This window comes from Lysinibacillus sp. fkY74-1 (genome assembly GCF_053165895.1).
Genome location: NZ_CP170173.1, coordinates 4067554 through 4091163 on the forward strand (window position 1 = coordinate 4067554; position 23610 = coordinate 4091163).

The window sequence follows — 23610 nt, forward strand, 5'->3', positions numbered from 1 at the left end:
TCTTCTATCGCATATCATTTCTTTACCACATCAAAGTTAGCACCAATTAATAGCCAATTTTGAGGGAATGGTAGTCCTAATTTCCAATAGCCGATCCCCCGAAGATTATATTGTTTAACAAGATTAAATTTAGCTTGAATGGATCTTGCATCTTCAAACCATACAATATGTGCCCTACCTTGTTCATCATAGTATTCAAAAAACGGAGCTTGTGCTCTCCAATCATATTGAATTGCCGCATTGTAACGTTTGGCAGTCTCAATAGCTCGTTGAGGACTCAATGCTTCTGCAATAGGCCCCCCCTGAACAAATGGTAACGTCCAATCATAACCATATAAATTTTGTCCCAGCATAATTTTGCCTGCAGGTATTTCACTCACCGCATACTTGACCACTTCCTCCACTTCAGGAAGTGGGGAAACAGCCATTGGTGGTCCTGCTGAATAACCCCATTCATAGGTCATTAGTAAAACAAAGTCCACTATCTCACCATGTGCCCTATAATCATGTCCCGCAGTCCATGGACCTCGATCACTTGCACTTGTTTTTGGAGCCAACGCAGTAGATACTGTGTAACCCTGAGCATGAAACTTCTCCACAGCTCTTCTTAAAAAATTGTTATAGGCTTCTCGTTGATCGCCTGGTAAATTTTCAAAATCAAAATGGATATCCTTAACGTCACCTAGCTTATTAGCCTCTGCAAGAATATTATCAAAGAGTAAATCCTGAACAGCCGTACTTTGAAAAATATCTCTCGCTAGCTCTCCACTAAAACTGAAGTTTTCCAGATTCGTAACAACCATTGCCAAAGAAGCCCCAGTATCATCCGTAATCTGAGGTACACCTTGACTAGGCGGTATCCGTAAGGTGCCATCTCGTCTGGCTTCGTAGCTAAATAAAGCCAAGTATGTTAAATAGGGACCCGCTTCTCTGGCTTGATCCAAAAGCACCTCACTAACAGAAGTACCCCTTGGTTCTAAGTATGCTAACGTTTCTGCTCTGGTTTTTGGTGGTTGCGGAATATATAATCTCATCCCAACAGCTAATGGTTGGTTTGGATTAATACCATTTACTTGTGCAAGTGTTACATAGTTAATACCCAATCGTTGCCCGATTGACCATAGACTATCTCCTGGCTGTACATAATAAAAACTGCCGACAATTGGAATAACGAGTGCTTGCCCCACGACTAAACGATTTGGCTCTGGAATTTTATTGGCGTCTACAATACTTTGAACTGTAGTCCCATATGCCTCCGCAATACCCCATAAAGACTCGCCAGCCCGTACAACATGTATTTGAATGACTTTGCCTCCTTCTAGCTTGATAAATCATACCTATAAAGTTTATGAAATAAGGAATGAAATGATGTCTTACTAGAAATCTCATAAAAAATCCATTCACTAGAAGCAGTAATGGATTTTTTAATAGCTTTACAGCTTGGGCAAATAATTGTTCAAGTAAGAAAAGCACCTTCTTTTTTAGTATATATTTCCATACGTATTTATTCCTGAAAAATACTTGCGTAACATCCTCTGTCTTTTCTCTACTATTTGTGTTAGAGCGCAAAATGATACATACCCCAACGAAAATAATCGTACAAACGTTCTATTTTTGAAGTATCCTTTAGCAGAACTTCCCCCTCTTTTTACCTTACAAATCATCCGTAATACACTATTTTTGTTACACATTTCCCAAAAATATTTATGCAACTAGCTTCGTATGCCTTATTCTTTTCACAGCTACCCCTCTTGTATAATGAAATTATTGTAAGGAGGTGTTAGATTGCGTTTATTTTACCAACAAAAAGTAATCGGTAAGAAATCACGTAAGCTTCAAAAGATTCCATTTTTTATCGAAGAGCCTGTCATAAATTTACAGGATTTACTTATAAAGATTGTCACACAACAGGTACAACAATATAACGAAAAAATGGTAGATACGCCTCTCCATCTATATTTAACCGATCAGCAATTAGATCATGCTGCTCAGTACGGCAAAGTCCATTTTGGAGAGAAAAAAAACGATTCATTCCAACCAGTAGACCAAGCCGTCTCTACAATGCTCCAAGCTTTTCAAGATGAACTTTTTTTAGTCCTTCATAATGAGGAGACCATAGATTCGCTTAACTCACCACTAGCTGTACAGGAGGACGATGTTTTTACATTTATTAAATTAACAATGCTTGCAGGACGAATTTGGTAAGGAGGAATGTTTCATGACACTTTCACATGAACAAAAAACACATTTTCAAAGTATAGTTGACACAGCACCGTCAACTATACAGCCATTAGCGGCTGCATTACTAAAATATATGGACAATCGGAATTATGATATTGAACAGCTTATTACAGAACAGCACGTTCAATCACTAGAGGAACTATTTAGCGGACCATTATTAGAAGTGCTTACACTTTTTTCTTCACAGGAACGGGCATTCCATATCAAGAAATTAGCTTTACGTTTTGATGCTACGATATTCCAAACTGATAGTTTACGTCGCTCATTTCGGTCAGCCTCGTCCGTACAAGATCATCTTTTTCAATGTCTACAATTAATAGAGGAGATGCTGACATTTGAGGAAATTGGTTTACAAGATTTACTAGCTCACCACAGCCAATATGAGCATGGTACATACCCTAACTATAGCTCCTATGTATTGAAAAACGAAAATGAAAAAGTAATGAGCTTTCATGTATTTGAGCAATTGCTTGCTGAAGAGTTATCCTTAGAAAATCCTATCATTGAAGAAAAGATAGAAAGTATTTTATTTGATGAGCACCGCAGTAGCTTTTTCGGTCATCCCCTCATTCGTGGCATTTTTAAATCAAGCAATAGTCGGATGCATGAAGCACTTGGTAAATTATTAGTAGCGGCTGCACGTCAAGAAGGGCTTCGACAAGCAATTGTAGAAAATATTGACCATGGGAATCTAGATGCACAACTAAAAATGATGAAACTTATCCAGGAACATCAACTAACAAGGTTCTCCTCTGTTATTCGAGCGGTCGATACATGGATGGGACTTGGCTATAGTAGCTTTGAAAATCAAAAAATTACGGAAGAAGTTTTGTCTTTAGCCATCCAAGCGGTGGAAGATGATCATTTCACCGAACAGCTGCTAAAAAGTGAACGTACCATTGATATTTACGTCGCATTATGGGCGACTTCTACAAAAGACTATACGAAGCTAGAATTGCTATTAGCTGATCTCTTAAAGCGAGACAAGCATATTCAGCTTACAACATTAGCCTTTTTAAAGAATCTATCAAAAATCTCCTTTACAGCGCCTTTTGTGAAGGAATTAATTTTAACAACGAAGGATATCGAGTTATTTGCATTTGCATGGAATAATTTCATTCATGCCAACCACTATATAAATAGTGAATATGCGAGAGATAACGAATGGGAAAAAACACTTCAAGGCTTTATGAAAGAAAATCCACAGCTACAAGGCATAGAATATCCTTTATTTGAACAGCTTGAATGGGCAAAAAATGAAATGACAAAAGACGGATTATCCATTACAGGCAAGCCTTTATCTTTTGTCTTTGTACACTTGTCATTCGAAGACTTAATTTCAACACAAATCATTCTTGCGCATTATCTTCAGGATGAAGAGTTATTCCAACGAATCATTGCACGTTCAGATGCTTATCCACCATCAAGTAGGATTGGTCTATTGAATATTTATTGTCTTGATCCAATCACACAAGGACAGCGTGAATTTCTATTCAATTCTTTACGAGATCGAAGCTCTATCAATCGTTCCCTTGCATTAAAAAAAATACATGCCCTGACACCAACCCAAGAAGAAATAGCAAAAATTGAGGATCTTTTAGCTAATAAATCTGGGGCTCTGCGAAAAGAAGCTATTTCACTCTTGAAAGTACAACCACAAGATCATGTATTGCAAAGCGCTGAACGATTAATAAAAGATAATAAACAGCTAAAGAGGCTTGGCGGTCTTGAATTATTATTAGAGGCCTCTAAGGACTACAATTTAGCTAACGAGCAAATTACGGCATTATGCTCACTATTACCAAAGATAACAAAAAATGAACAAGTATTTTTAGAACAATTAGTAGCAAGGGATGTACCAGAATATAACGAAAGCAATGGCTTTGGCTTGTATACACCACATGCCCCTATTTCATACGATAGCATTACCAATAGCTCCATCAAAATGAACAGTGAAGAACCTTGGCAACAGCTTATACCTTTATATGTACAAACACCTACACCTATTGAAAAATTTTTCCAATATGATTTAGATAAGCTTCTCTTCAAGTTAGAGCAACTTATTCATATTCTTGATGAATATGCTGATTTTGAATATGAAACTTTTCAATGGAATGACACTAAAATGACCACTACTTTAGGACAAAAATACAGTATATTGGCCACTAAAACAGACAGTCAGCGACATGCTAGTTTGGATGTTTATCCTATCCCAGAGGCTATTGTTCAATGGATTCAATCATCATCCTTTAGCAGTGAAGACTTAGCGTATTTTAATTTTTATAGTCATCTATCTGAATACCCTGCTGCGCATGACCTTTCTGAAGCAGCCCATGTTCTTATACAACCATTCTTTCAGTATGAAGAAATAAAAAAATATGTTGCTCAATTTAATTCCTTGAAATATCACTATACACTTCAACAAATTTTTTCTGTTTTGTCACAAGATATCAAAAATATTTCAGGAGAGACAACACTGCATACAGAAGCAGTTTCATTACTGGAAAGACATACACCGGCATTTAATAGCTTCAATCAGGCGGCTGGTATTGTGCTTCAGCTATTACATCAAATCCCTGCTGATCAATGGCGAGTGAATGTAAGAGATAAAGGTTATTACTACTATCAATCTACCTCTACAATTATCGACTTAGATATTATTGAGGCATTTGTCGATCGACTATCGAATTATGCAACTTATGAAGACTATGCTAAAATGCTTGCCATCAATGAAGAGCTAACAAAACGTATGCAAAAAGAAAATTATAGCCCAATTCTATACGATTTATCATTATTCCAATATTTAGATGCCTTTAAAGCTGGTCTATTAAAGCAAGACCATTTATATGAAGCCATTTTTACGAATACTCTTGCCTCAGAAATATTTACTGAACCAAGTAAACTACTAGATCGCTATCAATCGTTTGATGACTTAACGGATTTCCTTGCTATTCGTAATGAAGCTATAGATCGCATCTTAGCTATAGAACTGAAGCGTGGTGATACTCCAACAGCTGTTACCAAGCTGGCTAGTAGCATTTCTTACTTTGAAGGGATTGATTATTTCCTGCAAATTTTACAGGCACTTGATGGTGAAAAGCTTTCGCGAGGCTATATATGGCAGGCTGAAACGAAGAAAGATGTATTCTCCCGCCTTTTAACTAGCTGCTATCCTAAAAAAGAAGAAACGGCACAGCAATTAAAAGAAGCATGGCAAAAAACAGAGATTTCTAAAGAGCGTTTAATTGAAGCTATGATGTATAACCAGCATTGGATTGACCTTGTCAGTGAAGTGATTGACTGGGAAGGACTAAAGGAATCAGCTTGGTATTTTATTGCTCATACTACAGATTCTTTATCAGATTTTGCCAAAGATCAGATAGCTCTCTTCTCCAGCATAACGGCAGAAGATTTTGGTGATGGCGCCTTTGATTTAGCATGGTTCCAAAGTGCTTACCAAACATTGGGTTCGAAGAAATTTAAAGTTGTATATGATGCAGCAAAATATGCTTCTGAAGGAGCCAACCATCGTCGAGCTCAGTTATATGCAGATACAGCCATTGGCAAACTTAGTCCGAAACCATTAATGAAAGAAATTCAAGAAAAGCGCAATAAAGATAAACTACGTGCACTTGGACTTATTCCTTTAAAATCAGCAGATGACAAAGATGCTCTAGATCGTTACCAATTTATTCAACAGTTTTTAAAGGAGAGTAAACAATTTGGCGCTCAACGTAGGGCAAGTGAGGCACGAGCAGCTAGTATTGCACTAGAAAATTTAGCCCGTAATGCTGGAGATGGGGAAGCCACTCGCTTCATATGGCGAATGGAATTATCAGCCTTTAACGATATTCAGCATTTATTTAAAGCACAGCCTATCGAACAAATAACAGCGCATTTACAAATCGAAGAAGATGCAACTATTACGATAATTGTTGAAAAAGATGGTAAACGACTAAAAAACATACCTACTGCTTTAAAAAAGCATGCTGACGTTGTCACTCTTCAAGAAGCTCGCAAAGATTTGCAAGAGCAATATAAACGTGCACGTCCAGCACTTGAGCAGGCAATGGCATTAGAAACCATATTTTCAGCGGAAGAGCTAATCAACCTGTTAGCTCACCCAATTCTAGCTCCTCTTTTACAAAAGCTTGTCTTTATTAGCGGCGAGCATGTTGGGATGATAACACCAGAGGGCTTACAAGTACTATCAGGTAACGTTGTGAATTTGGCTCCAACAACAACCTTAATGATTGCTCATCCTTATCATCTTCTTGAAAGTGGTCAATGGAGACAATGGCAAGCCTATATGTTCGAGCACAAAATACAACAGCCATTTAAACAAGTGTTCCGTGAACTATACCTTATAAATGCAGACGAAAAAGGACGAAAACAATCATTGCGTTATGCGGGACATCAAGTCAATCCATCTCAAACAGTAGCCTTGTTAAAAACACGAGGCTGGCAAATTAGTTATGAAACTGGACCTCGTAAGGTGTATTACAAAGAAAATATAGTGGCTTCCTTGTATGCGCAGGCAGACTGGTTTACTCCAGCAGAAATCGAAGCACCTACAATCGAAGGTGTTTATTTCTACAACCGTTTAACAGGAAAAGATATCGTCTTAGATGATATTCCAGCCGCAATCTTCTCCGAGGTTATGCGGGATATGGACCTCGTTGTCAGCGTTGCCCATGTTGGTGGTGTCGACCCTGAGGCCAGTCATTCTACTGTTGACATGCGGAGTATTATCGTTGAAGAATTAGCTAAATTATTAAAACTATCCAACGTAGAAACTAAAAAACAACATGTCCTTATTGAAGGTAAATTAGCAAGCTATTCCTTGCATTTAGGCAGCGGTATCGTTCATCAAGTCGGTGGTTCGATGATACCGATTGTCGCAGTCCCATCTCAGCATCGTGGACGTATATTTTTACCTATGGTGGATGATGATCCACGGACAGCTGAAATTATGGCAAAGCTTTTATTGCTAAGTGAAGATACTAAAATTAAGGACCCAGCCATTTTAGCTCATATTCGAAGTTATGAACAAACGCATTAAGAGATATAAAACAAAAACAGGTGACGAAACATATGTCACCTGTTTTATTGTACGTCTGTTTTTATCATTTCAAATAAAAGGGGTACATTCGTTCCTCGCTGTAATGAATGGCTTCCTTCCATTAAATATGACCAGCTTTTTTTCATTTTTTCCCTATATGGTAATTCAGTATCGACTGGCAAATAAGCCTTTAAATAATCTTCGATTGTACCAGACAAGTTTTCTATAAACTCATCCGCCTTGTGGATTTTCTCTGTTGGGATTTCATTGCGTTCATCCCATAGTACATGTTCTAAGTTTGTAGAGAAATAAAATAATTGATAAGGCACTTTTAAGCGATTAATACTAAAATGGTCATTGGCAATTAAAATTCTGACATTTCTCGCCTTCATTTCATTGCGCTGTTCAATTTGCTCCTTACGCTTATTAGACTTCACTAAAATGGCTTCCTCAGTATAAAACAATTTTTGCTCAATTTTCTCATCGACTTGGACGCATTCTGGTGCAATAAAACAACCATCTGCATCTGTTATATGAACAACAGCAGTTAAATCCTTCGCCAAAAATTTATATTTTTCTAAATAACTCTGGATTACCCGTATAACACTGTTTTTAATATTCGGGATGCGTTTATGGGCATCCCATTTTGTTAATACATCCTCACGCTGGACATCAAATCGTATAGTTGCATTCTCGAAGTAAGCATCCAAGTAATCCTCTAAAATAATTTGCTCCGTCTGCCCCTCAACAATGATTAAAAGTACTTTTTTAGTCATGGTGCACACCTGCCTTACGAAAAGCACGCTTAATTTTAAATGTTTTAGTCTCCTTATAAACCTCTTCATCCTGGCCGCCAAGCTGAATAGCACGCAAGTAGACATCTCTGGCATTATTTACTTCTTTAATGCCCTTTAACTGCATATAACGGTGATTTTCATTCGTTGTCGTAAACCATAAATTTTTAATAGCTAGCACCTCTAACACTCGTAGATTATGGGATGTGAAAAAAAGCTGTCCTTTTCCATCCTCATCTATCACTGTTAACAACTCACCTAGCAAATATTCAAAAACACCTGAATCTAATTCATCAATCACGACACAAGCATTTGGATTGTTATATACGGCAATCAATACACTAAGAACTGAAATAATCTTCAATATCCCTTCAGACTCTGTTCGTAAGGGTAATTCCTGCTCTCCACGCTGCGATAAAAATTCAAAACGGATGCCTTGTCCACCATCATCCATTGTTTGCTTTGTAATGATATTGATTTTAATAGTTAGACCTGGAATAATAGCAGCTAGCACTCGGTTACTCTGTTCAATCACTTCACATAAGGCATAGAATTCATCCTCTGGCAATAATGCAGGACCCTTTAAATCATACGGAATTTGCCCTCTTGTTTTCTCTAAATGAATACTAAATGGCATGATACGTTCTTCAAATAGAGGAGCAATATTTTGATTATTCACTACATGTAAATCTCGATTAAAATCAACGGCCATATTTTGGAGCAGCTGTATTTCTTGCTCGGTAAGCCGTTCCTGTAATAATGGCTTCAAATCTTTATGAAAGAGAAAGGATCGATATTCCTTTCTTGCTAATTGTTGAATAACAAGCAATTGAATACGTGCTTGTTCACTCATATCAGGCAAATGAGAGTTACGAATTTGAATACCATTCTCTGTCATAGCCATTAACACCTTTGAGCGTTTTCCTTTGTCATTTTCTCGGTACGTGAGACGTTCCAGTGTTGTATAGAGCCGATGTTGATCCTCCTGCAGCTCTACATAATAATGGACAAAAAATGTACCAAATTGATTCTCAACTAAAAATTCAAAATCAAGACTGGCTGTATCCTCGCCTGCTAAAATTAGCCGCTTCTCTTGCGAGGGCAGCTTCACTTCAGCAAGCCAACCTGAGATAAGGGTCTTCAATAAACCAAACGCATCAACAATGGTTGTCTTCCCTGAGCCATTTTGTCCGTATAGTCCAACAACATTTGCTTTTAAGAAGGTCTCAAAGTTAACAGCCAGAATAATCTCACCATGTCGTACATTCCGTAAATTTTTTATGTTTATTTTTTTCACTTTAATGATTGCCATCTGCTAAACACCCTTTAGCTCTTTTCCCCTATTATAATGAAAATTGATATATTTTATAACAATATTCCACTTAATTATCAACTAGCCTATAGCCTATGACACTCACAGTAAGTGGGAATATGTTAAAGAAAATGAAGAAAGGTGTGTTTCATTGGTTTATCCTAGATTGGCCCCTGAAGATTTTAACAGTCAATTCCGTCCAGGAATGAAAATATGGGTGACACTTCCTACTGGGACTTATTCAGGTACATTAATTCGAACATTTGGAACAGGAGGAAGAACTGCTGAAATTCAATTAGATAACGGTCAAATAGTGACTGTTGATGTTAGCCAAATAACCGCGGCTGGTACAGGAGCACCTCCTGGTAATTCCTATCCACCACCTTATCCACCACCCTATCCGACACCTTATCCGCCGCAACCGTACCCACCAAGGCCATATCCACCGAGACCTTATCCACCAAGACCTTATCCACCACAACCTTATCCACCACAACCTTATCCACCACAACCACCAAGGCCATATCCGCCATTTCCAGGGGGACAATTCCCAGGCTTCCCACCCCCATTATTGCCAGGACTCCCCAATATAATGCCAGGTATCATCGGTAATCCCAGACAGCCGTAAAAAATAATAGGCTTTCTCTTTATTCATTTACGAATAAAGAGAAAGCCTATTTTTTACATTTTTATATTTTATTCCCGTAACAAAACTACGATAAGCAATAGTATTTTCTAGAAGAAATGACATTCCCTAATAGGCAAAAAGACTTAACGAGAGATTAAAAAATAAGATTTTAGCCAAATTTTAATTAAATTAAATTTGACTCAGTTTTGAGCATACTTGTTTTTTATATTAAATAGCCTCTAAATTTTCGTAAAAATATCGTCTAAGCTGAAAAATACATAGACTAAAACACTAAAAATTCTCATTCATCTACTAAAATCTACACTTCAAATAGTAAGTTTTCTGGGTTGTGAATCATTTTTTTTGGCAGTATAGTAGTTTATTGTTAGGGGATAATTAGATTATTTTTCACTGGTATATATTTATTGAGAATGCATCTAGAATTCTATGAATGACACCACGACATTACATTGAATGAGCTTTTATTTCATCGATTAAATACCCATTTCTCATCCTTAACATGAAATAATCGGTATAATATAATTAGGAGGAAAAGCATGAAAAAACGTAAGAAGCAGCATATGTCTATTAGTAAGAAAATAACTGCTATAATGGTAAGTATTTTATTACTGTTTGGATTAGTTACTTTAGGTCTTTCTTATTATATAGTAAGAAATAGTAATTTAACAGATATGAATCAATCACTTGATGACAAAGGCATGATCTTAGCCAAAACAATTGATGTTAACACATTGAAATCGATATTAGATAATCCTTCAGACAGTAACCCTGATGCACTTCGACTGACGAAGGAAATGGATGCTATTAATGATTATTCAGATAGCATTACCAATCTCTTTTTAATAACTGTTAATGGGGAAAATATTAATGCACCTGTCCTTTCTTCTAGTATACTTAAACTAGGAGCTGAGTATAATCAGGACATGATTGCTATGGGTTTATCGCCTGATTTCCTAGCGAGAATTAAAGAGGTTTTTGAGACAAAAGAGGCTACAGCTACAGATATCTATAGCGATGAATTTGGTAGCTATAAAACTGGCCTTACACCAATTTTAGATGATGATGGAAATATGCTAGCTGCGTATGCTATTGATTATGACGTGTCGATGGTAACTGGTAAGGCTATGTCAGAGGCACTTTGGACATTGGTAGTAACGGTTATTTTCTTAATTGGTTCATCTATTGCTGTGTATACTCTTTTAAGAAAAAAATTAACACCTATTCAGCAGCTATCCTTACAATCTAAAAAAGTAGCAAATGGTAATTTAGAGCTTGAGCCTTTACCAGTTACTTCAACGGATGAAGTAGGAACGCTTACTCAAAACTTTAATTCGATGATTGAAAACTTAAAAACTGTTATTAAAAGTACAACAAATGTATCAGCACGTGTATCAAACACAGCTAATATTTTGTCTACGAATATGCAGGAAACTTCTGATTCCTACAATACCGTAGCTTCTTCCATGCAAGAAATTGCGAGTTCAGCTGATCTTCAAGTTCAAAGAGCTAAAGAAAGTACAATTACAATAGAAGAAATGAGTATTGGAATTCAACGTATTGCGATGACATCCAATCAGATTTCAGAATCTTCTATTTTAGCATCTGAGGAAGCTGAAAGAGGGAATGATTCAACTAATAAGTCTGTCGCTCAAATGAATGCGATTAGTCAGGCAGTCAATCAATCAGCGGCATCTGTTAAATTGCTGGGCGATCATTCTAATAAAATTGAAGAAATTGTCGGCATTATTACTGGCATTGCCTCTCAAACAAACCTCCTAGCCTTAAATGCAGCCATTGAAGCTGCTCGTGCAGGAGAAGCTGGCAGTGGATTTGCCGTTGTAGCTGATGAAGTGCGTAAGCTAGCTGAACAGTCTGAGGCCTCAGCCCGGGAAATTTCCACGCTTATATCTCATATTCAGCACGATACGAATGAATCTGTTAATATCATGGTTCGGGCGGTAGAGGAAGTTGATCATGGTATTGTCATGATCAACGATTCAGAACAATCATTTAGTCAAATTTTAACATCTATTCATCATGTAACAGGGCAAATACAAGAGCTATCCGCAACTATTGAAGAAATGGCGGCTGGCATGGAACAAGTCACTTCTGCTGTTAAAGATATGGAGGACTTCTCCATCAACTCTAAAGATAGTACAAGAGCAGTAGCTGCAACTTCTGCCTCTCAGCTAAATACAGTACAGCAAGTATCTGAAGAAGCACAAGTACTATCCGAGTTATCTGAAGAATTATTGAATGTTGTCAATACCTTTGTAGTGAAATAAAAAGAGAAAGGGCTGCCCTTATACGGTGTTTTTGGTCCCTTAGCTTCTACAGAATACTTTCTGTCAGAGCTAACGGACTTAAAATTTCCTGCATAAGTGACTGCCCTTTTCTAGAATAGGGGTTGTAATGATTGAATAATAAACGAGAATTTGATTGTCCTACATCACAGTTTAATAAGCATTTTTCTAAACAAGAGAAGCTACTATCCAATCATACACAGCTATTAAATGAAGAGGATACATTAGCTTATCAAACATTAAATCGCACTATGGCTGACTATGATAAAACTATTACAATACCAGAAGTATTTTATCAAGTAGCACAGCAATTTGCAGACCGTATCGCTCTATCCTATGAAGATGGCAAGATGACCTATCGTCAGTTAAATGAACAGTCCAACCAAGTTGCACATATGCTATTAGCCAATGGTCTTCAAAAAGGTGACTATGTGGCAATTATCATGGACCGTAGTAAGGAAACTATTATTAGTTTGTTAGGTGTGCTAAAAGCGGGTGGTGTTTATGTTCCTATCGATCCTAGTTATCCAAAAGAACGTTGCCAGTATTTGTTACATGATACAGGTGCACCATTTATCATTACGAAAAACGAATATAGTGACTTACTGAATGACCTAATACATAATAAGTTCCAATCACACACAGTGCTAACAATCAATCAAATGGAGAGTGGCCTTTCAAAAGAGGATTTGCCATGTAACCTACATCCATCCGATTTAGCCTATATTATTTATACATCTGGTTCTACTGGTAAACCTAAAGGTGTTTTGCTTAAACATACAGCCGTTATTAACCTAATTACAGATAATCAAAGAATTTACCATTCGACTGAAGAAGGTGTATTTTCTCAGTTTATTTCTTACAGTTTTGATCCCTCTGTGACAGAGACTTTTACCGCTTTCTTTTCTGGTGCAAGACTCCATATGCTCACAAGTATTGAGCGTCTTTCAATAGAAGCATTTGCTGATATGATTGCACGAGAGCGAGTAACAACAGCAACTGTACCAAACGCTTTCTTTACACAATTAGCCACACATTTACCTGTAGAGTATCGGGACAAGTTGATGACACTACAATATTTATCCGTCGGCGGCGAAGCTCTATTGCCTGCCATTGTTCAAAAATGGCAAGAAAAGTTCGGATATTCTACAGAAATTATAAATGTTTATGGACCAACTGAATGTACAGTGTTAACTTCCTACTTTAAGATAAAAAGTCAGCTTACAGACATGCAATCTAGTATTCCTATCGGCAAACCGATTGCCAATTATGAGATGTATGTGGTGAATGAGGATGAACAGCTTTGCCCAGTTCATGTAACAGGCGAACTATGTATTGCTGGGGTTGGCTTGGCAGCAGGATATTTACATCAGCCTGAAAAAACAGCCGAGGTCTTTGTCCCGCATCTGTTTAAACCAGATCAAAAAATGTATCGCACAGGTGATTTAGTGCGCCTTTTACCTAATGGTGTCATTGAATTTGTTGGACGGAAGGATTCGCAAATTAAAGTAAGAGGCTTCCGTATTGAGCTTGGAGAAATTGAGACAGTATTAAGCAATTACCCTACCATTCAGGAATCTGTAGTGATAGCTAAGAAAATGTCTGATGGTCAGAACCATTTATTTGCTTATTATACGGTGGCAAGTGGTATTCAGCTAGAGGAACGCAATTTAAGAGACTATTTACACAATCTTTTACCAGATTATATGGTGCCTGAACGATTCATCGAATTACTAGAAATGCCATTATCCCCTACTGGCAAAATTGATCGCACGCAGTTGGCCTCAATGGATACACATTTATCACGGAGTAATTTATACGTTGCCCCTGAAAATGATACGCAGCATTTACTAGCAAATGCATGGGAATATGTACTTAACGTCAGCCCAATAGGTATTCATGATAACTTCTTTCACATTGGCGGACATTCATTAAAAGTACTTGAAATTCTTGTACAAGTGAAGAAGCATATACCATTCCTAAAGATTCAGGATTTTTTCCAATATCAAACGATTGCTGAATTAGATCAATATATTTGCAACCATCAGCCTGAAGATTTAGACGTGCAAACGCAACCTACTAACCTTGTTTATAAGGATTTAATGGAGCCTGGTCCGCTACCAATCTCACCAATAGTGAAGCCATTACCGATGACTACGGTTTTATTAACAGGTGCGACAGGTTATTTAGGAAGCCACGTGCTATATGAGCTACTAGTCTCAACAAAAGCGCACATCTATTGCCTTATTCGACCAAGTGAAAAGAGCACTTTAGAGGATAAGCTAATGGAAAGTATGCAATTTTACTTTGGACATAACATTGGTAGACATATGCAGAATCGAGTAACTATCATTAAAGGCAATTTAGGAAAGAAAAAACTTCATCTAACTAGTGAAGATGAACAGACACTAATAGATGAAATCGATGCCATCATCCACTGTGGAGCTGATGTACGTCACTTCGGAGCGACTGAGCATTTTAATAATGTCAATGTAAATGGGACACGTTATTTACTTGAATTGGCAGAGCGTAAACCTGGTATTCATTTTCATTATGTATCAACAATCGGTATTCCAGAGGAGCTCGCTGCCATTCAATGGGGGGCAGAAGAGGCTAATGGTGATTTCAACTACGATACGAAGCTTCATAATGTCTATACACAAAGTAAGCTGGAAGCAGAAAATCTCGTAAGAAATGCAGTACATGATATGATTCCTATTTCAATCTATCGAGTAGGTAATTTGAGTTGTCATTCTGAAACAGGAAAATTCCAACGTAATATCGATGATAACGCCTTTTACCGTATGATTAAAGCTATGCTTTATTTAGGTAAAACACCTTCTGTACAATGGCATGTAGACTTTACACCAATTAATTATGCTAGCCAAGCATTAGTATGTCTAGCTAATCAGCCAGCATCAAATGGTCATGTCTTCCATTTATGTAACCCTGTATCGCTTACTTATTTAGAATTAATCGACATGCTGAAGGAATTTGGCTATGATTTACAAGTTATGTCAAAGCAAGAGTATACAAATTGGCTATTACATGATGATCATTCTATAGAAGTACAGGAATATTTAGCATTAGCTATTGCACAGCTAGAAGGTGATGGAGCTAGTGACTCACCATTTATCTTTAACTGTAAAAAAACGATTGAATTTCTAGCCAATGCAAGAATTGAATGTGCTGCACCAAATACAGCATTTATTCACCAAATGATTGAATACGGGATAGAAACTGGCTACTTTCCTGAGCCTACGCAAGTCAATATACGATGAGCACAAATGATATACAGCTTTTTGCACTACCATTAGGGGAACCGTTAACTTCAGCAGAATGGAATGTATTTCATAATGTACTCCCTTCTCATGTTCAAAGAAATATCCAGCAGTACAAGCAGTGGCAGGACCGTCAAAGAGCCTTGCTAGGTAACACGCTTATTAGGTGGGTGCTCCTCCCATTCATGGATAAGACCACATTCCAAATAACTCAAGACATATATGGTCGTCCAAATGTAGCGAGTCATCAGCACTGGAAAGGCGATTTTAATCTCTCTCACTCTGGTGATTGGATTGTCCTGGCCCTAACAACAAACGGGCGAGTAGGAATTGATGTTGAAGAAATAAAGCCAGTGAATAAAGATATTATGCACTTTGCATTATCTAAACAAGAGTTCCACATGGCTCTTCATCAACCTCTACATGTTTTTTATGAGCTTTGGACTTTAAAGGAGGCTCTTTTTAAAACAGGCTTATTCCCTCACCTATCACCTCACATGCTTGATACTATCGATATAAAAAAAACAAGAGCGGATCTTTCAACGCAATTACATTATCTCGATCAACGTCATCCTGTAACCATTTGCTGGAACAATGGCTCTACCCATGTAAAAATAACAACATTAAATAAACATCAGCTTCTACAGTAATAAAACAAGGAGGAGAAAACTATCATTTCTCCTCCCTTTTTTATGAATAGAAAAGCTGCCCATTGTGTCTGTTTTATAAACCGTCTGGGCAGCTCCAATATATTATTTAAATAAATCTGGATACATTTCTTTCGCTAAGGCTTCCATACCATCTATTGTATTATAGCCATAACCAAACATATAATTGTAATCCACAATATAAATTTGTTTGTTTTTAATAGCCTTCATGCTTGAAAGCTTAGGGTTAGCATAGATTTCTTCACGAACTTTTGTCAGATCAGACCCATCCCAGTTTGGAAGAATTAACACATCTGGATCTGATGCAATTAATGTTTCTACACTAACATCTCCTGTTTCATCTTTGAAAATATTATCTAACTTCACCATTTTGAATGCGTCGTTAAAAAATGTTTCATCGTGCGCGGGGTATACAAAAAGTTCTTTTGGATCATTTGTATGTAAATAAGCAAATGACTTTTCTTCTTTAATACTTTCTAATTTTGAAGTAATGTCTTGTTGTCGATCTTTTAATTCTTTAATGAAGCTAGTGGCCTTGTCTTGAACATTGAAAATTTCACCGATATTTTCGATATCTTTATAAATAGAATCATATGTACCACCTGTAATGGATGATTCTAATACAAATGTTTTAATGCCCATGTCGTTTAGTGAGTCTACTGTGCCTACCCCCCATTCAGCATTATCAAATAAGCCACCACGACCAAATACTAAATCTGGATTAGTTCCTAATGTTACCTCTTTCCCTACATATTCATCACTTAATATATTTAACTTTGAATATGCCTCTTCTACAGATTTATCTACAGCACCAAAGTTTGCACCAACACCAACGATTTTATCCCCTAGTCCTAAATGCAATAGTAGTTCCGCTGCTGGGCGTGTATTTGCCATAATTTTTTCAGGTGCTTTATCGAATACTTGATCTTTCTTCTCCCATGTCGAACCACCTTCAGCCTTTGTAAAGTTTTCGATAGTTAATGGATAATGCTCTTTTGTTTGTGCTTCTTCTGAAGTATTTTTGGTAGTATTACCGCAAGCTGTTAACGTTAATACAGCGGCTAAACCAATTCCTAATAATAATTTTTTCTTCATATTGTTGCTCCTCCTATAGTCCATATGCAAAGCCTAATCCATTCGTCACTGGGTTAGTAAACGTTTGACACTTGATATGATATAAAGCTTCTATAATCTCGGGTGTTAAAACTTGCTCCGGGGTACCATGCGCATAAATCTCACCATCTTTTACTGCGTAAAGATAATCACAGTAATGTGCAGCCATTTCTAAATCATGCAGTGCTGCTAACACACCAATATTTAAGCTTCTCACACAAGATAGTATTTCAATTTGATAGCGTATATCTAAATGGTTCGTTGGTTCATCTAAAATCATAAATTTAGGTTGCTGGGCGATTGTTCTCGCTAAAATAACCCGTTGTTTTTCCCCACCAGATAATGATAGGAAACTACGACCCTTGTAAGCTTGTAAATTTGTCCGTGTTAAAGCCTCTTCGACAATGTCAAAATCCTTTTGGTTATCGGACTCTAACATTTTCTTATGAGGTGTTCTGCCTAACATCACCATTTGCTGTACCGTTAAATCAAAGTGCATTTCATTGAATTGCCCCACTACACCTAAATGCTGTGAAATCTTTTTTTCTGGGCTTTTCAAAACGTCTAAATCATCTAAAAAGACCATCCCTTTTTGTGGTACTAAGCTTTTATAAATACTTTTCAATAAAGTTGACTTTCCGCATCCATTTGGTCCGATTAAGCCCACAAATTGCTGCTTGTTTACATGAATCGATATGTTTTTTACAATTTCCTTCTTTCCAATCTTTACTTCTATTTCCTTCGCTACTAATTCCATTGTTCTACCCTCCGAAGTTATAACCTTTTTTTACAATCATATAGATGAATAATGGTGATCCAATGACAGAAGTAATGATGCCAATCGGTAGTTCTACATTCTCGATTAATGTTCGAGATAAAATATCTGCCCATATCATGAAAAGTCCTCCTAAGAGTAACGTTCCTAACATTAATCGTTTATGATCTGCTCCAAAAATCCCTCTCGTAATATGCGGAATAATTAAGCCGACAAAACCAATCATACCTGCATAAGCAACCATCGTTCCTGTTATTAGTGATGTGAGAATCATATACAATTTACGATAAACACTTAAATTGATACCTAATGTAATTGCAGATTCATCTCCAAGTAGCATCGTATTAAGCACACGATGTTGACAAAGAAATAACGCAGCTCCTAATACAATGACGATTGCTAAAATCGGTGTTTTATCCCAGCTTGCAGAGGCTAAACTTCCCATAGACCAAAAAGTAACAGTTTTTATGCCCTCAGCATTATTGGCAAAAAAGATAATAAGACTTGAAAAGGAGCTACATAATGCACCTATGACAACACCAGATAAAACAAGTTTTACCGATGTTGCTTTACCACCTATACTAGATAAAATAAGCACTGCCATAGAAGTAAGCATAGCTCCAGCAAATGCACCAAAGGCTACACCAAATTGTGCCAGTAATGCACTACTCCCAAAACCAACGAGAATGGCAAAAGTTGCACCTAAGGATGCACCTGAAGAAATGCCAAGTATGTATGGATCAGCAAGGGGGTTTTGTACAACTGCTTGCATCACAGCCCCACATAAAGCAAGTCCAATACCGATGAGCAATGCAAAGATAACACGCGGCATTCTGACCTGTAAAATAATATTCAGATAGGATTCACTATCCACACTATCAAGTGTGCCAAACCTCCCATTAGATACAGCATGCAACAAGATATCCATTGATTGCTTGAAGGGTATACTGACCTGCCCAATTGATACAGAAAAAATGGCAGATATTACAATGGAGGCAATTAATAGTAAAACTATGACATAATATATATTGCCCATCCCTATTCTGTTAGCTTCCTGTTTATCCAAAATGTCACCTCTATCTATCAAAATCACTATCGTTGATAACGATTATCATTATCAATTTGTATTGTAAGTGATATCTTATAGAAAAACAACAGGAAAAAATTTTTAATTTGAATTTCGTATCCATAACAAAAAACCAGCTCTCAATTTTATAACTGAGAACTGGTTTCTTTTATAAGTTTATTACTCAAATCGCATTTAGCGTTCGATTACATCATTCCTGGCATGCCGCCCATACCACTCATATCTGGCATACCTGCGCCAGCTGGTTCAGGAATATCTGCAACTACTGCTTCTGTTGTTAAGAATAGAGCAGCTACTGACGCAGCATTTTGTAATGCTGAACGAGTTACTTTTGCTGGGTCTACTACACCTGCTTCCATCATGTTTACCCATTCGCCTGTTGCTGCATTGAAACCAATGCCAATTTCTTCACGTTTCAGGCGATCCACGATGATAGAGCCTTCAAGACCAGCGTTGTTAGCGATTTGACGAACTGGCTCTTCTAAAGCACGAAGAACAATTTTCACTCCTGTTGCTACATCGCCTTCTTCAGATTCAGACACTTTTTCCACTGCTGCATACACGTTAAGAAGTGCAGTACCACCACCTGATACGATACCTTCTTCAACAGCTGCACGTGTTGAGTTTAAAGCATCTTCAATACGAAGTTTACGCTCTTTAAGCTCTGTTTCTGTTGCAGCCCCTACTTTGATAACTGCTACACCACCCGCTAATTTCGCAAGGCGTTCTTGTAGTTTTTCTTTATCGAATTCTGAAGTTGTTTCAGCAAGTTGTGCTCGGATTTGGCCAATACGTGCTTCGATTGCATCTGCACCGCCTACACCTTCAACAATTGTAGTATTGTCTTTTGTCACAACTACTTTTGCAGCACGACCTAGCGAAGAAATATCAGCTGATTTTAGGTCTAAACCTAATTCCTCTGTAATTACTTGACCACCAGTTAAGATAGCGATATCTTCAAGCATTGCTTTACGACGATCACCAAAACCTGGTGCTTTTACTGCTACAGCGTTGAATGTACCACGAAGCTTGTTCACGACAAGTGTTGCAAGTGCTTCTCCTTCAACGTCTTCAGCAATCATTAAAAGTGGACGACCTTGTTGTACCACTTGTTCTAATAATGGTAATACTTCTTGGATGTTTGTAATTTTTTTATCAGTAATTAAGATATATGGGTTATCCAGAACTGCTTCCATTTTATCTGTATCTGTTACCATATAGTGTGATGCATAGCCACGGTCAAACTGCATACCTTCTACTACATCAAGCTCTGTTGTGAAGCCTTTAGATTCTTCAATTGTAATAACACCATCATTACCTACACGTTCCATCGCTTCAGCAATAAGCTGTCCAACTTCATCATCAGCTGCCGAAATAGCAGCAACTTGTGCGATTTCATCCTTATTGCTTACAGGACGCGAAATCGTGTGTAATTCAGTTAATGCCGCAGCAACAGCTTTATCAATCCCTTTACGGATACCTACAGGGTTTGCACCAGCTGTCACGTTTTTCAAGCCCTCACGAATAATTGCTTGTGCAAGAACTGTTGCAGTAGTTGTACCATCACCAGCGATTTCGTTTGTCTTAGAAGCAACCTCAGCTACTAATTTTGCTCCCATGTTTTCGTATGGATTTTCCAGCTCGATTTCTTTTGCAATTGTCACACCATCATTTGTAATAAGTGGTGAACCGAATTTTTTTTCTAACACTACATTACGTCCTTTTGGACCTAATGTTATTTTTACTGCATTCGCTAATTTATCTACACCTTGTAACATTAATGAACGAGCGTCTTCTGAGAATTTAATATCTTTTGCCATGAGAATTTACCCTCCTGAAATGGAATATTCGTTAAGCTTCTTCAATATATTTATATCAATTTCATCTTATTGTCACTTTTCGTTCAAGAAACAATAAGCATTCACCTTCATTGAAGGTGCATTAAAAATTATCCAATAATTGCGAGAATATCGCTTTCACGTAAAATTAGGTATTCATTACCTTCATATTTAACTTCTGTACCAGCGTACTTAGAGAAAATAATGTGGTCGTCAACTTTAACGTCAAGCTCTACACGTTGTCCGTTCTCTAAAACACGACCTGTCCCAACTGCTACAACTTTACCTTCTTGTGGTTTTTCTTTTGCAGAGTCAGGTAGTACAATACCGAATGCAGATTTTTCCTCTACCTCGATTAGTTCAATTACAATACGATCTCCTAGTGGTCTTAACAAGTGAAACAACCTCCTAATAATAATAATTGTTGAATTTATTAGCACTCTATATCATCGAGTGCTAACACAATTATTATGATAATCAATCACACTTTTTTTTGCAAGTCAGAACTTCGAAAAATTTTGTTTTCTTTCCATATTCATCTACAATAGAAAGGAAGCCTATGAATGGAAAGGATTTTGACTGTGACTAATTCTCCAAAAGTAACAAAACATAAAAAAACCGCTCTATATGTTTTACTGATTTATATCCTTATGCAAATCTCAAGTAGATGGTTGCTCTTACCGTTTCACAAGCTCGTTATGAAGATGACCGACCTAACTTCTGAGCAAGCAGCGCCTATAACTCAAGGCTGGTATATTGCGCTTAGCTTTGCAATTGCGCTCATTTTAAGTTTAATCTTAACATCTCGTGATAAAACCTTTTGGAACGTTTATCAAGGAAAAAAAGAAACGATACCGCTCACAATTATTTGGGGTATTCTTGGCTTCATCCTTGTATTTTTTGGTCAAATGATTGGAGCAGCTATTGAAATGGCCGTTTTTGGTATCGAAGGAGGTTCCCAAAATACCGCAGATATTGTCGCTATAGCTAAAGGAGCTCCTATTGCCATATTAGCGATTGTTGTATTCGGTCCCATTTTAGAAGAGTTCGTCTTCCGTAGAGTTATATTTGGATCACTTGTCCAAACAACAAACTTCTGGGTGGCGGCAATAGTAAGTGCTATATTCTTTGCGATTATACACTTCGACTTCTCTCATATTTTACTTTATACAATTTGTGGTTTAATCTTTGCCTTTTTATATCACAAAACAAAACGTATTTGGACTTCTATTATTGCACACGTCATGTTGAATGGATTTGTGACACTTGTACAATTCTATGCAGAACCATTGCAAAAGTTTCTTCAAGAACTAGAAAAAATGCAATAATTTTTTTAAAAGCTATATAAAGTTGCCAAAAATACAAAAGCTCGGTGCCTTCATGAGGCCACCGAGCTTTAACTATTACTGATTATTCAATTCTTCTATTTGTCGTCGTTGCTGTTCCAATGCCTCTTCAATCTGGCGCTTTTGTTCAGCTTCCTGCTCTTCTTTTAATCGAATTTCCTCTGATTTTAGATATTTTCTATAACCAACCCGAGATATCATAATACTAATTTCATACAGGATAAACAGTGGTACTGATACCATTAAGTGAGACGCCAATTCAGGCGGCGCAATGAGAGCAGCACATACAAATAAACCAAAATATGAATATTTACGAATACGAATTAATAGATCTGGACTTAATATTCCAATCCGTGAAAAGAATAATACTACAATAGGTAATTGGAATAGAAAACCGAATGGTATTGTGAGTTTAAATAAAAATGTAAAATACTCATGTATACCAATTGTTTGCTGAATATCTAAATCATTTGATAAATTCATCATGAATTTGATGACATACGGGAATAGTAAAAAGTATGAAAATGATAACCCTGCGATAAACAATAAAAAAGAATATGGTATATAGCTTAAGGTTGCTCTTCGCTCTACTTCCCTTAACCCTGGACTAATAAACGACCACAATTGATACATTAAAACTGGCGATGAAAGAATAAATGCAATTAAAAAAACAACTTGAATATAAATGGCTAGTGGTGTTACTACGTCAAATGCATGGAGCTCGATATTATATTTTGCTCCTGTAGTTTGAAGATATTTAACAAGTGGCTTTGCGACAAAAAAGGCGCCAGCCATAGCGAGAACAAAGAAAACGGCAACAATGAACAGCCGTTTTCTTAATTCTTCTATATGCTCAATGACAGTTAGATCTTTTGGATTCATTCCTCAAACATCCTAACTTACTTATCTAGTTCTTTCTTTTTCTTGTCATCATCATCTTCGTCGGCTAAACCTTTAGTAGCATTTTTGAATTCACGTAGTGTTGAACCAAATGCTTTACCAAGCTCTGGTAACTTTTTAGGACCAAAAATTAGTAACGCGACAATTCCGATAATAATGAGGCTCATAGGACCAATACCACCCATTACAGCCACCTCCTCTTTATATCCATCATTTTAACGCATATTTCGCCATTTTGCTA

General features: G+C 37.1%; 17 protein-coding genes. 7 read left to right on the top strand and 10 right to left on the bottom strand.

From position 1 onward, the window contains the following. Nucleotides 1-14: 14 nt before the first annotated feature. Nucleotides 15-1187, bottom strand: a complete 1173-nt coding sequence (locus ACE1MS_RS20125; RefSeq protein ID WP_416278008.1) for a glycosyl hydrolase family 18 protein — start codon at nucleotides 1185-1187, stop codon at nucleotides 15-17. 598 nt (nucleotides 1188-1785) lie between these two features. Here ACE1MS_RS20125 and ACE1MS_RS20130 point away from each other — a divergent pair. Beyond that, nucleotides 1786-2205 carry a hypothetical protein gene (locus tag ACE1MS_RS20130; protein ID WP_036164143.1) on the top strand — a complete coding sequence of 140 codons (420 nt, stop codon included), beginning with the start codon at nucleotides 1786-1788 and terminating at the stop codon, nucleotides 2203-2205. A 13-nt stretch (nucleotides 2206-2218) separates the two neighbouring features. Next, entirely contained in the window at nucleotides 2219-7303 is a 5085-nt protein-coding gene (locus ACE1MS_RS20135) for a DUF5724 domain-containing protein (protein ID WP_447402582.1), read from the top strand. A gap of 44 nt (nucleotides 7304-7347) precedes the next feature. Here the strand turns inward: ACE1MS_RS20135 and ACE1MS_RS20140 are convergent, their stop codons facing one another. After that, the gene (locus tag ACE1MS_RS20140; RefSeq protein WP_012291948.1) at nucleotides 7348-8079 is read right to left on the bottom strand and encodes a hypothetical protein; all 732 of its coding nucleotides are present in this window, start codon (nucleotides 8077-8079) and stop codon (nucleotides 7348-7350) included. Further along, complete coding sequence (locus ACE1MS_RS20145) at nucleotides 8072-9409, bottom strand: AAA family ATPase (RefSeq protein ID WP_012291947.1); 1338 nt, start codon at nucleotides 9407-9409, stop codon at nucleotides 8072-8074. Before ACE1MS_RS20145 ends, ACE1MS_RS20140 begins: the two co-directional genes overlap by 8 nt. 151 nt (nucleotides 9410-9560) lie before the next feature. Between ACE1MS_RS20145 and ACE1MS_RS20150 the strand changes: the two genes are divergently transcribed. The 4 genes from ACE1MS_RS20150 (at nucleotide 9561) to ACE1MS_RS20165 (ending at nucleotide 16292) form a co-directional block, all read left to right on the top strand. After that, complete coding sequence (locus ACE1MS_RS20150) at nucleotides 9561-10037, top strand: hypothetical protein (RefSeq protein WP_447402583.1); 477 nt, start codon at nucleotides 9561-9563, stop codon at nucleotides 10035-10037. A gap of 557 nt (nucleotides 10038-10594) precedes the next feature. Then, the gene (locus ACE1MS_RS20155) at nucleotides 10595-12343 is read left to right on the top strand and encodes a methyl-accepting chemotaxis protein (protein ID WP_012291945.1); all 1749 of its coding nucleotides are present in this window, start codon (nucleotides 10595-10597) and stop codon (nucleotides 12341-12343) included. A 131-nt stretch (nucleotides 12344-12474) separates the two neighbouring features. Beyond that, nucleotides 12475-15642: a non-ribosomal peptide synthetase family protein gene (locus tag ACE1MS_RS20160; RefSeq protein WP_198696199.1), complete on the top strand. Its 3168-nt coding sequence runs from the start codon at nucleotides 12475-12477 to the stop codon at nucleotides 15640-15642. Continuing rightward, entirely contained in the window at nucleotides 15639-16292 is a 654-nt protein-coding gene (locus ACE1MS_RS20165; protein WP_036164138.1) for a 4'-phosphopantetheinyl transferase family protein, read from the top strand. Before ACE1MS_RS20160 ends, ACE1MS_RS20165 begins: the two co-directional genes overlap by 4 nt. A 102-nt stretch (nucleotides 16293-16394) precedes the next feature. Here ACE1MS_RS20165 and ACE1MS_RS20170 read toward each other — a convergent pair whose 3' ends face one another. From ACE1MS_RS20170 to groES, 5 genes are all read right to left on the bottom strand, one after another. Next, nucleotides 16395-17405 (bottom strand): ABC transporter substrate-binding protein, encoded by a 1011-nt coding sequence (locus ACE1MS_RS20170; RefSeq protein ID WP_012291942.1) that lies wholly within the window; start codon nucleotides 17403-17405, stop codon nucleotides 16395-16397. Between the two features lie 13 nt (nucleotides 17406-17418). Beyond that, nucleotides 17419-18180 carry an ABC transporter ATP-binding protein gene (locus ACE1MS_RS20175; protein WP_012291941.1) on the bottom strand — a complete coding sequence of 254 codons (762 nt, stop codon included), beginning with the start codon at nucleotides 18178-18180 and terminating at the stop codon, nucleotides 17419-17421. Nucleotides 18181-18184: 4 nt separating this feature from the next. After that, entirely contained in the window at nucleotides 18185-19264 is a 1080-nt protein-coding gene (locus tag ACE1MS_RS20180) for a FecCD family ABC transporter permease (protein ID WP_447402584.1), read from the bottom strand. Nucleotides 19265-19470: 206 nt separating this feature from the next. Then, the gene (gene groL / locus ACE1MS_RS20185) at nucleotides 19471-21105 is read right to left on the bottom strand and encodes a chaperonin GroEL (protein WP_447402585.1); all 1635 of its coding nucleotides are present in this window, start codon (nucleotides 21103-21105) and stop codon (nucleotides 19471-19473) included. 128 nt (nucleotides 21106-21233) lie between these two features. Continuing rightward, nucleotides 21234-21518, bottom strand: coding sequence for a co-chaperone GroES (gene groES / locus ACE1MS_RS20190; protein ID WP_024363933.1), 285 nt, complete (start codon nucleotides 21516-21518; stop codon nucleotides 21234-21236). Between the two features lie 168 nt (nucleotides 21519-21686). On the opposite strand from groES, the gene ACE1MS_RS20195 reads away from it, so the two are divergent. Further along, on the top strand, nucleotides 21687-22451 hold the full coding sequence (locus ACE1MS_RS20195; RefSeq protein WP_031416324.1) for a CPBP family intramembrane glutamic endopeptidase: 765 nt from the start codon (nucleotides 21687-21689) through the stop codon (nucleotides 22449-22451). Nucleotides 22452-22526: 75 nt separating this feature from the next. Here ACE1MS_RS20195 and tatC read toward each other — a convergent pair whose 3' ends face one another. Both tatC and ACE1MS_RS20205 read right to left on the bottom strand, forming a co-directional pair. Then, on the bottom strand, nucleotides 22527-23351 hold the full coding sequence (tatC, locus tag ACE1MS_RS20200) for a twin-arginine translocase subunit TatC (protein ID WP_012291937.1): 825 nt from the start codon (nucleotides 23349-23351) through the stop codon (nucleotides 22527-22529). Between the two features lie 17 nt (nucleotides 23352-23368). Continuing rightward, complete coding sequence (locus ACE1MS_RS20205) at nucleotides 23369-23554, bottom strand: twin-arginine translocase TatA/TatE family subunit (RefSeq protein ID WP_010857065.1); 186 nt, start codon at nucleotides 23552-23554, stop codon at nucleotides 23369-23371. Nucleotides 23555-23610: the final 56 nt, after the last annotated feature.

What these genes read in the sequence shown, in the direction of transcription:
- ACE1MS_RS20165 (WP_036164138.1), top strand. Translation starts at nt 15,639, where the DNA reads ATGAGCACAAATGATATACAGCTTTTTGCACTACCATTAGGGGAACCG.
- ACE1MS_RS20145 (WP_012291947.1), bottom strand. Translation starts at nt 9,409, where the DNA reads ATGGCAATCATTAAAGTGAAAAAAATAAACATAAAAAATTTACGGAAT.
- ACE1MS_RS20155 (WP_012291945.1), top strand. Translation starts at nt 10,595, where the DNA reads ATGAAAAAACGTAAGAAGCAGCATATGTCTATTAGTAAGAAAATAACT.
- ACE1MS_RS20195 (WP_031416324.1), top strand. Translation starts at nt 21,687, where the DNA reads ATGGAAAGGATTTTGACTGTGACTAATTCTCCAAAAGTAACAAAACAT.
- ACE1MS_RS20140 (WP_012291948.1), bottom strand. Translation starts at nt 8,079, where the DNA reads ATGACTAAAAAAGTACTTTTAATCATTGTTGAGGGGCAGACGGAGCAA.
- ACE1MS_RS20205 (WP_010857065.1), bottom strand. Translation starts at nt 23,554, where the DNA reads ATGGGTGGTATTGGTCCTATGAGCCTCATTATTATCGGAATTGTCGCG.
- tatC (WP_012291937.1), bottom strand. Translation starts at nt 23,351, where the DNA reads ATGAATCCAAAAGATCTAACTGTCATTGAGCATATAGAAGAATTAAGA.
- ACE1MS_RS20170 (WP_012291942.1), bottom strand. Translation starts at nt 17,405, where the DNA reads ATGAAGAAAAAATTATTATTAGGAATTGGTTTAGCCGCTGTATTAACG.
- ACE1MS_RS20175 (WP_012291941.1), bottom strand. Translation starts at nt 18,180, where the DNA reads ATGGAATTAGTAGCGAAGGAAATAGAAGTAAAGATTGGAAAGAAGGAA.
- groL (WP_447402585.1), bottom strand. Translation starts at nt 21,105, where the DNA reads ATGGCAAAAGATATTAAATTCTCAGAAGACGCTCGTTCATTAATGTTA.
- ACE1MS_RS20135 (WP_447402582.1), top strand. Translation starts at nt 2,219, where the DNA reads ATGACACTTTCACATGAACAAAAAACACATTTTCAAAGTATAGTTGAC.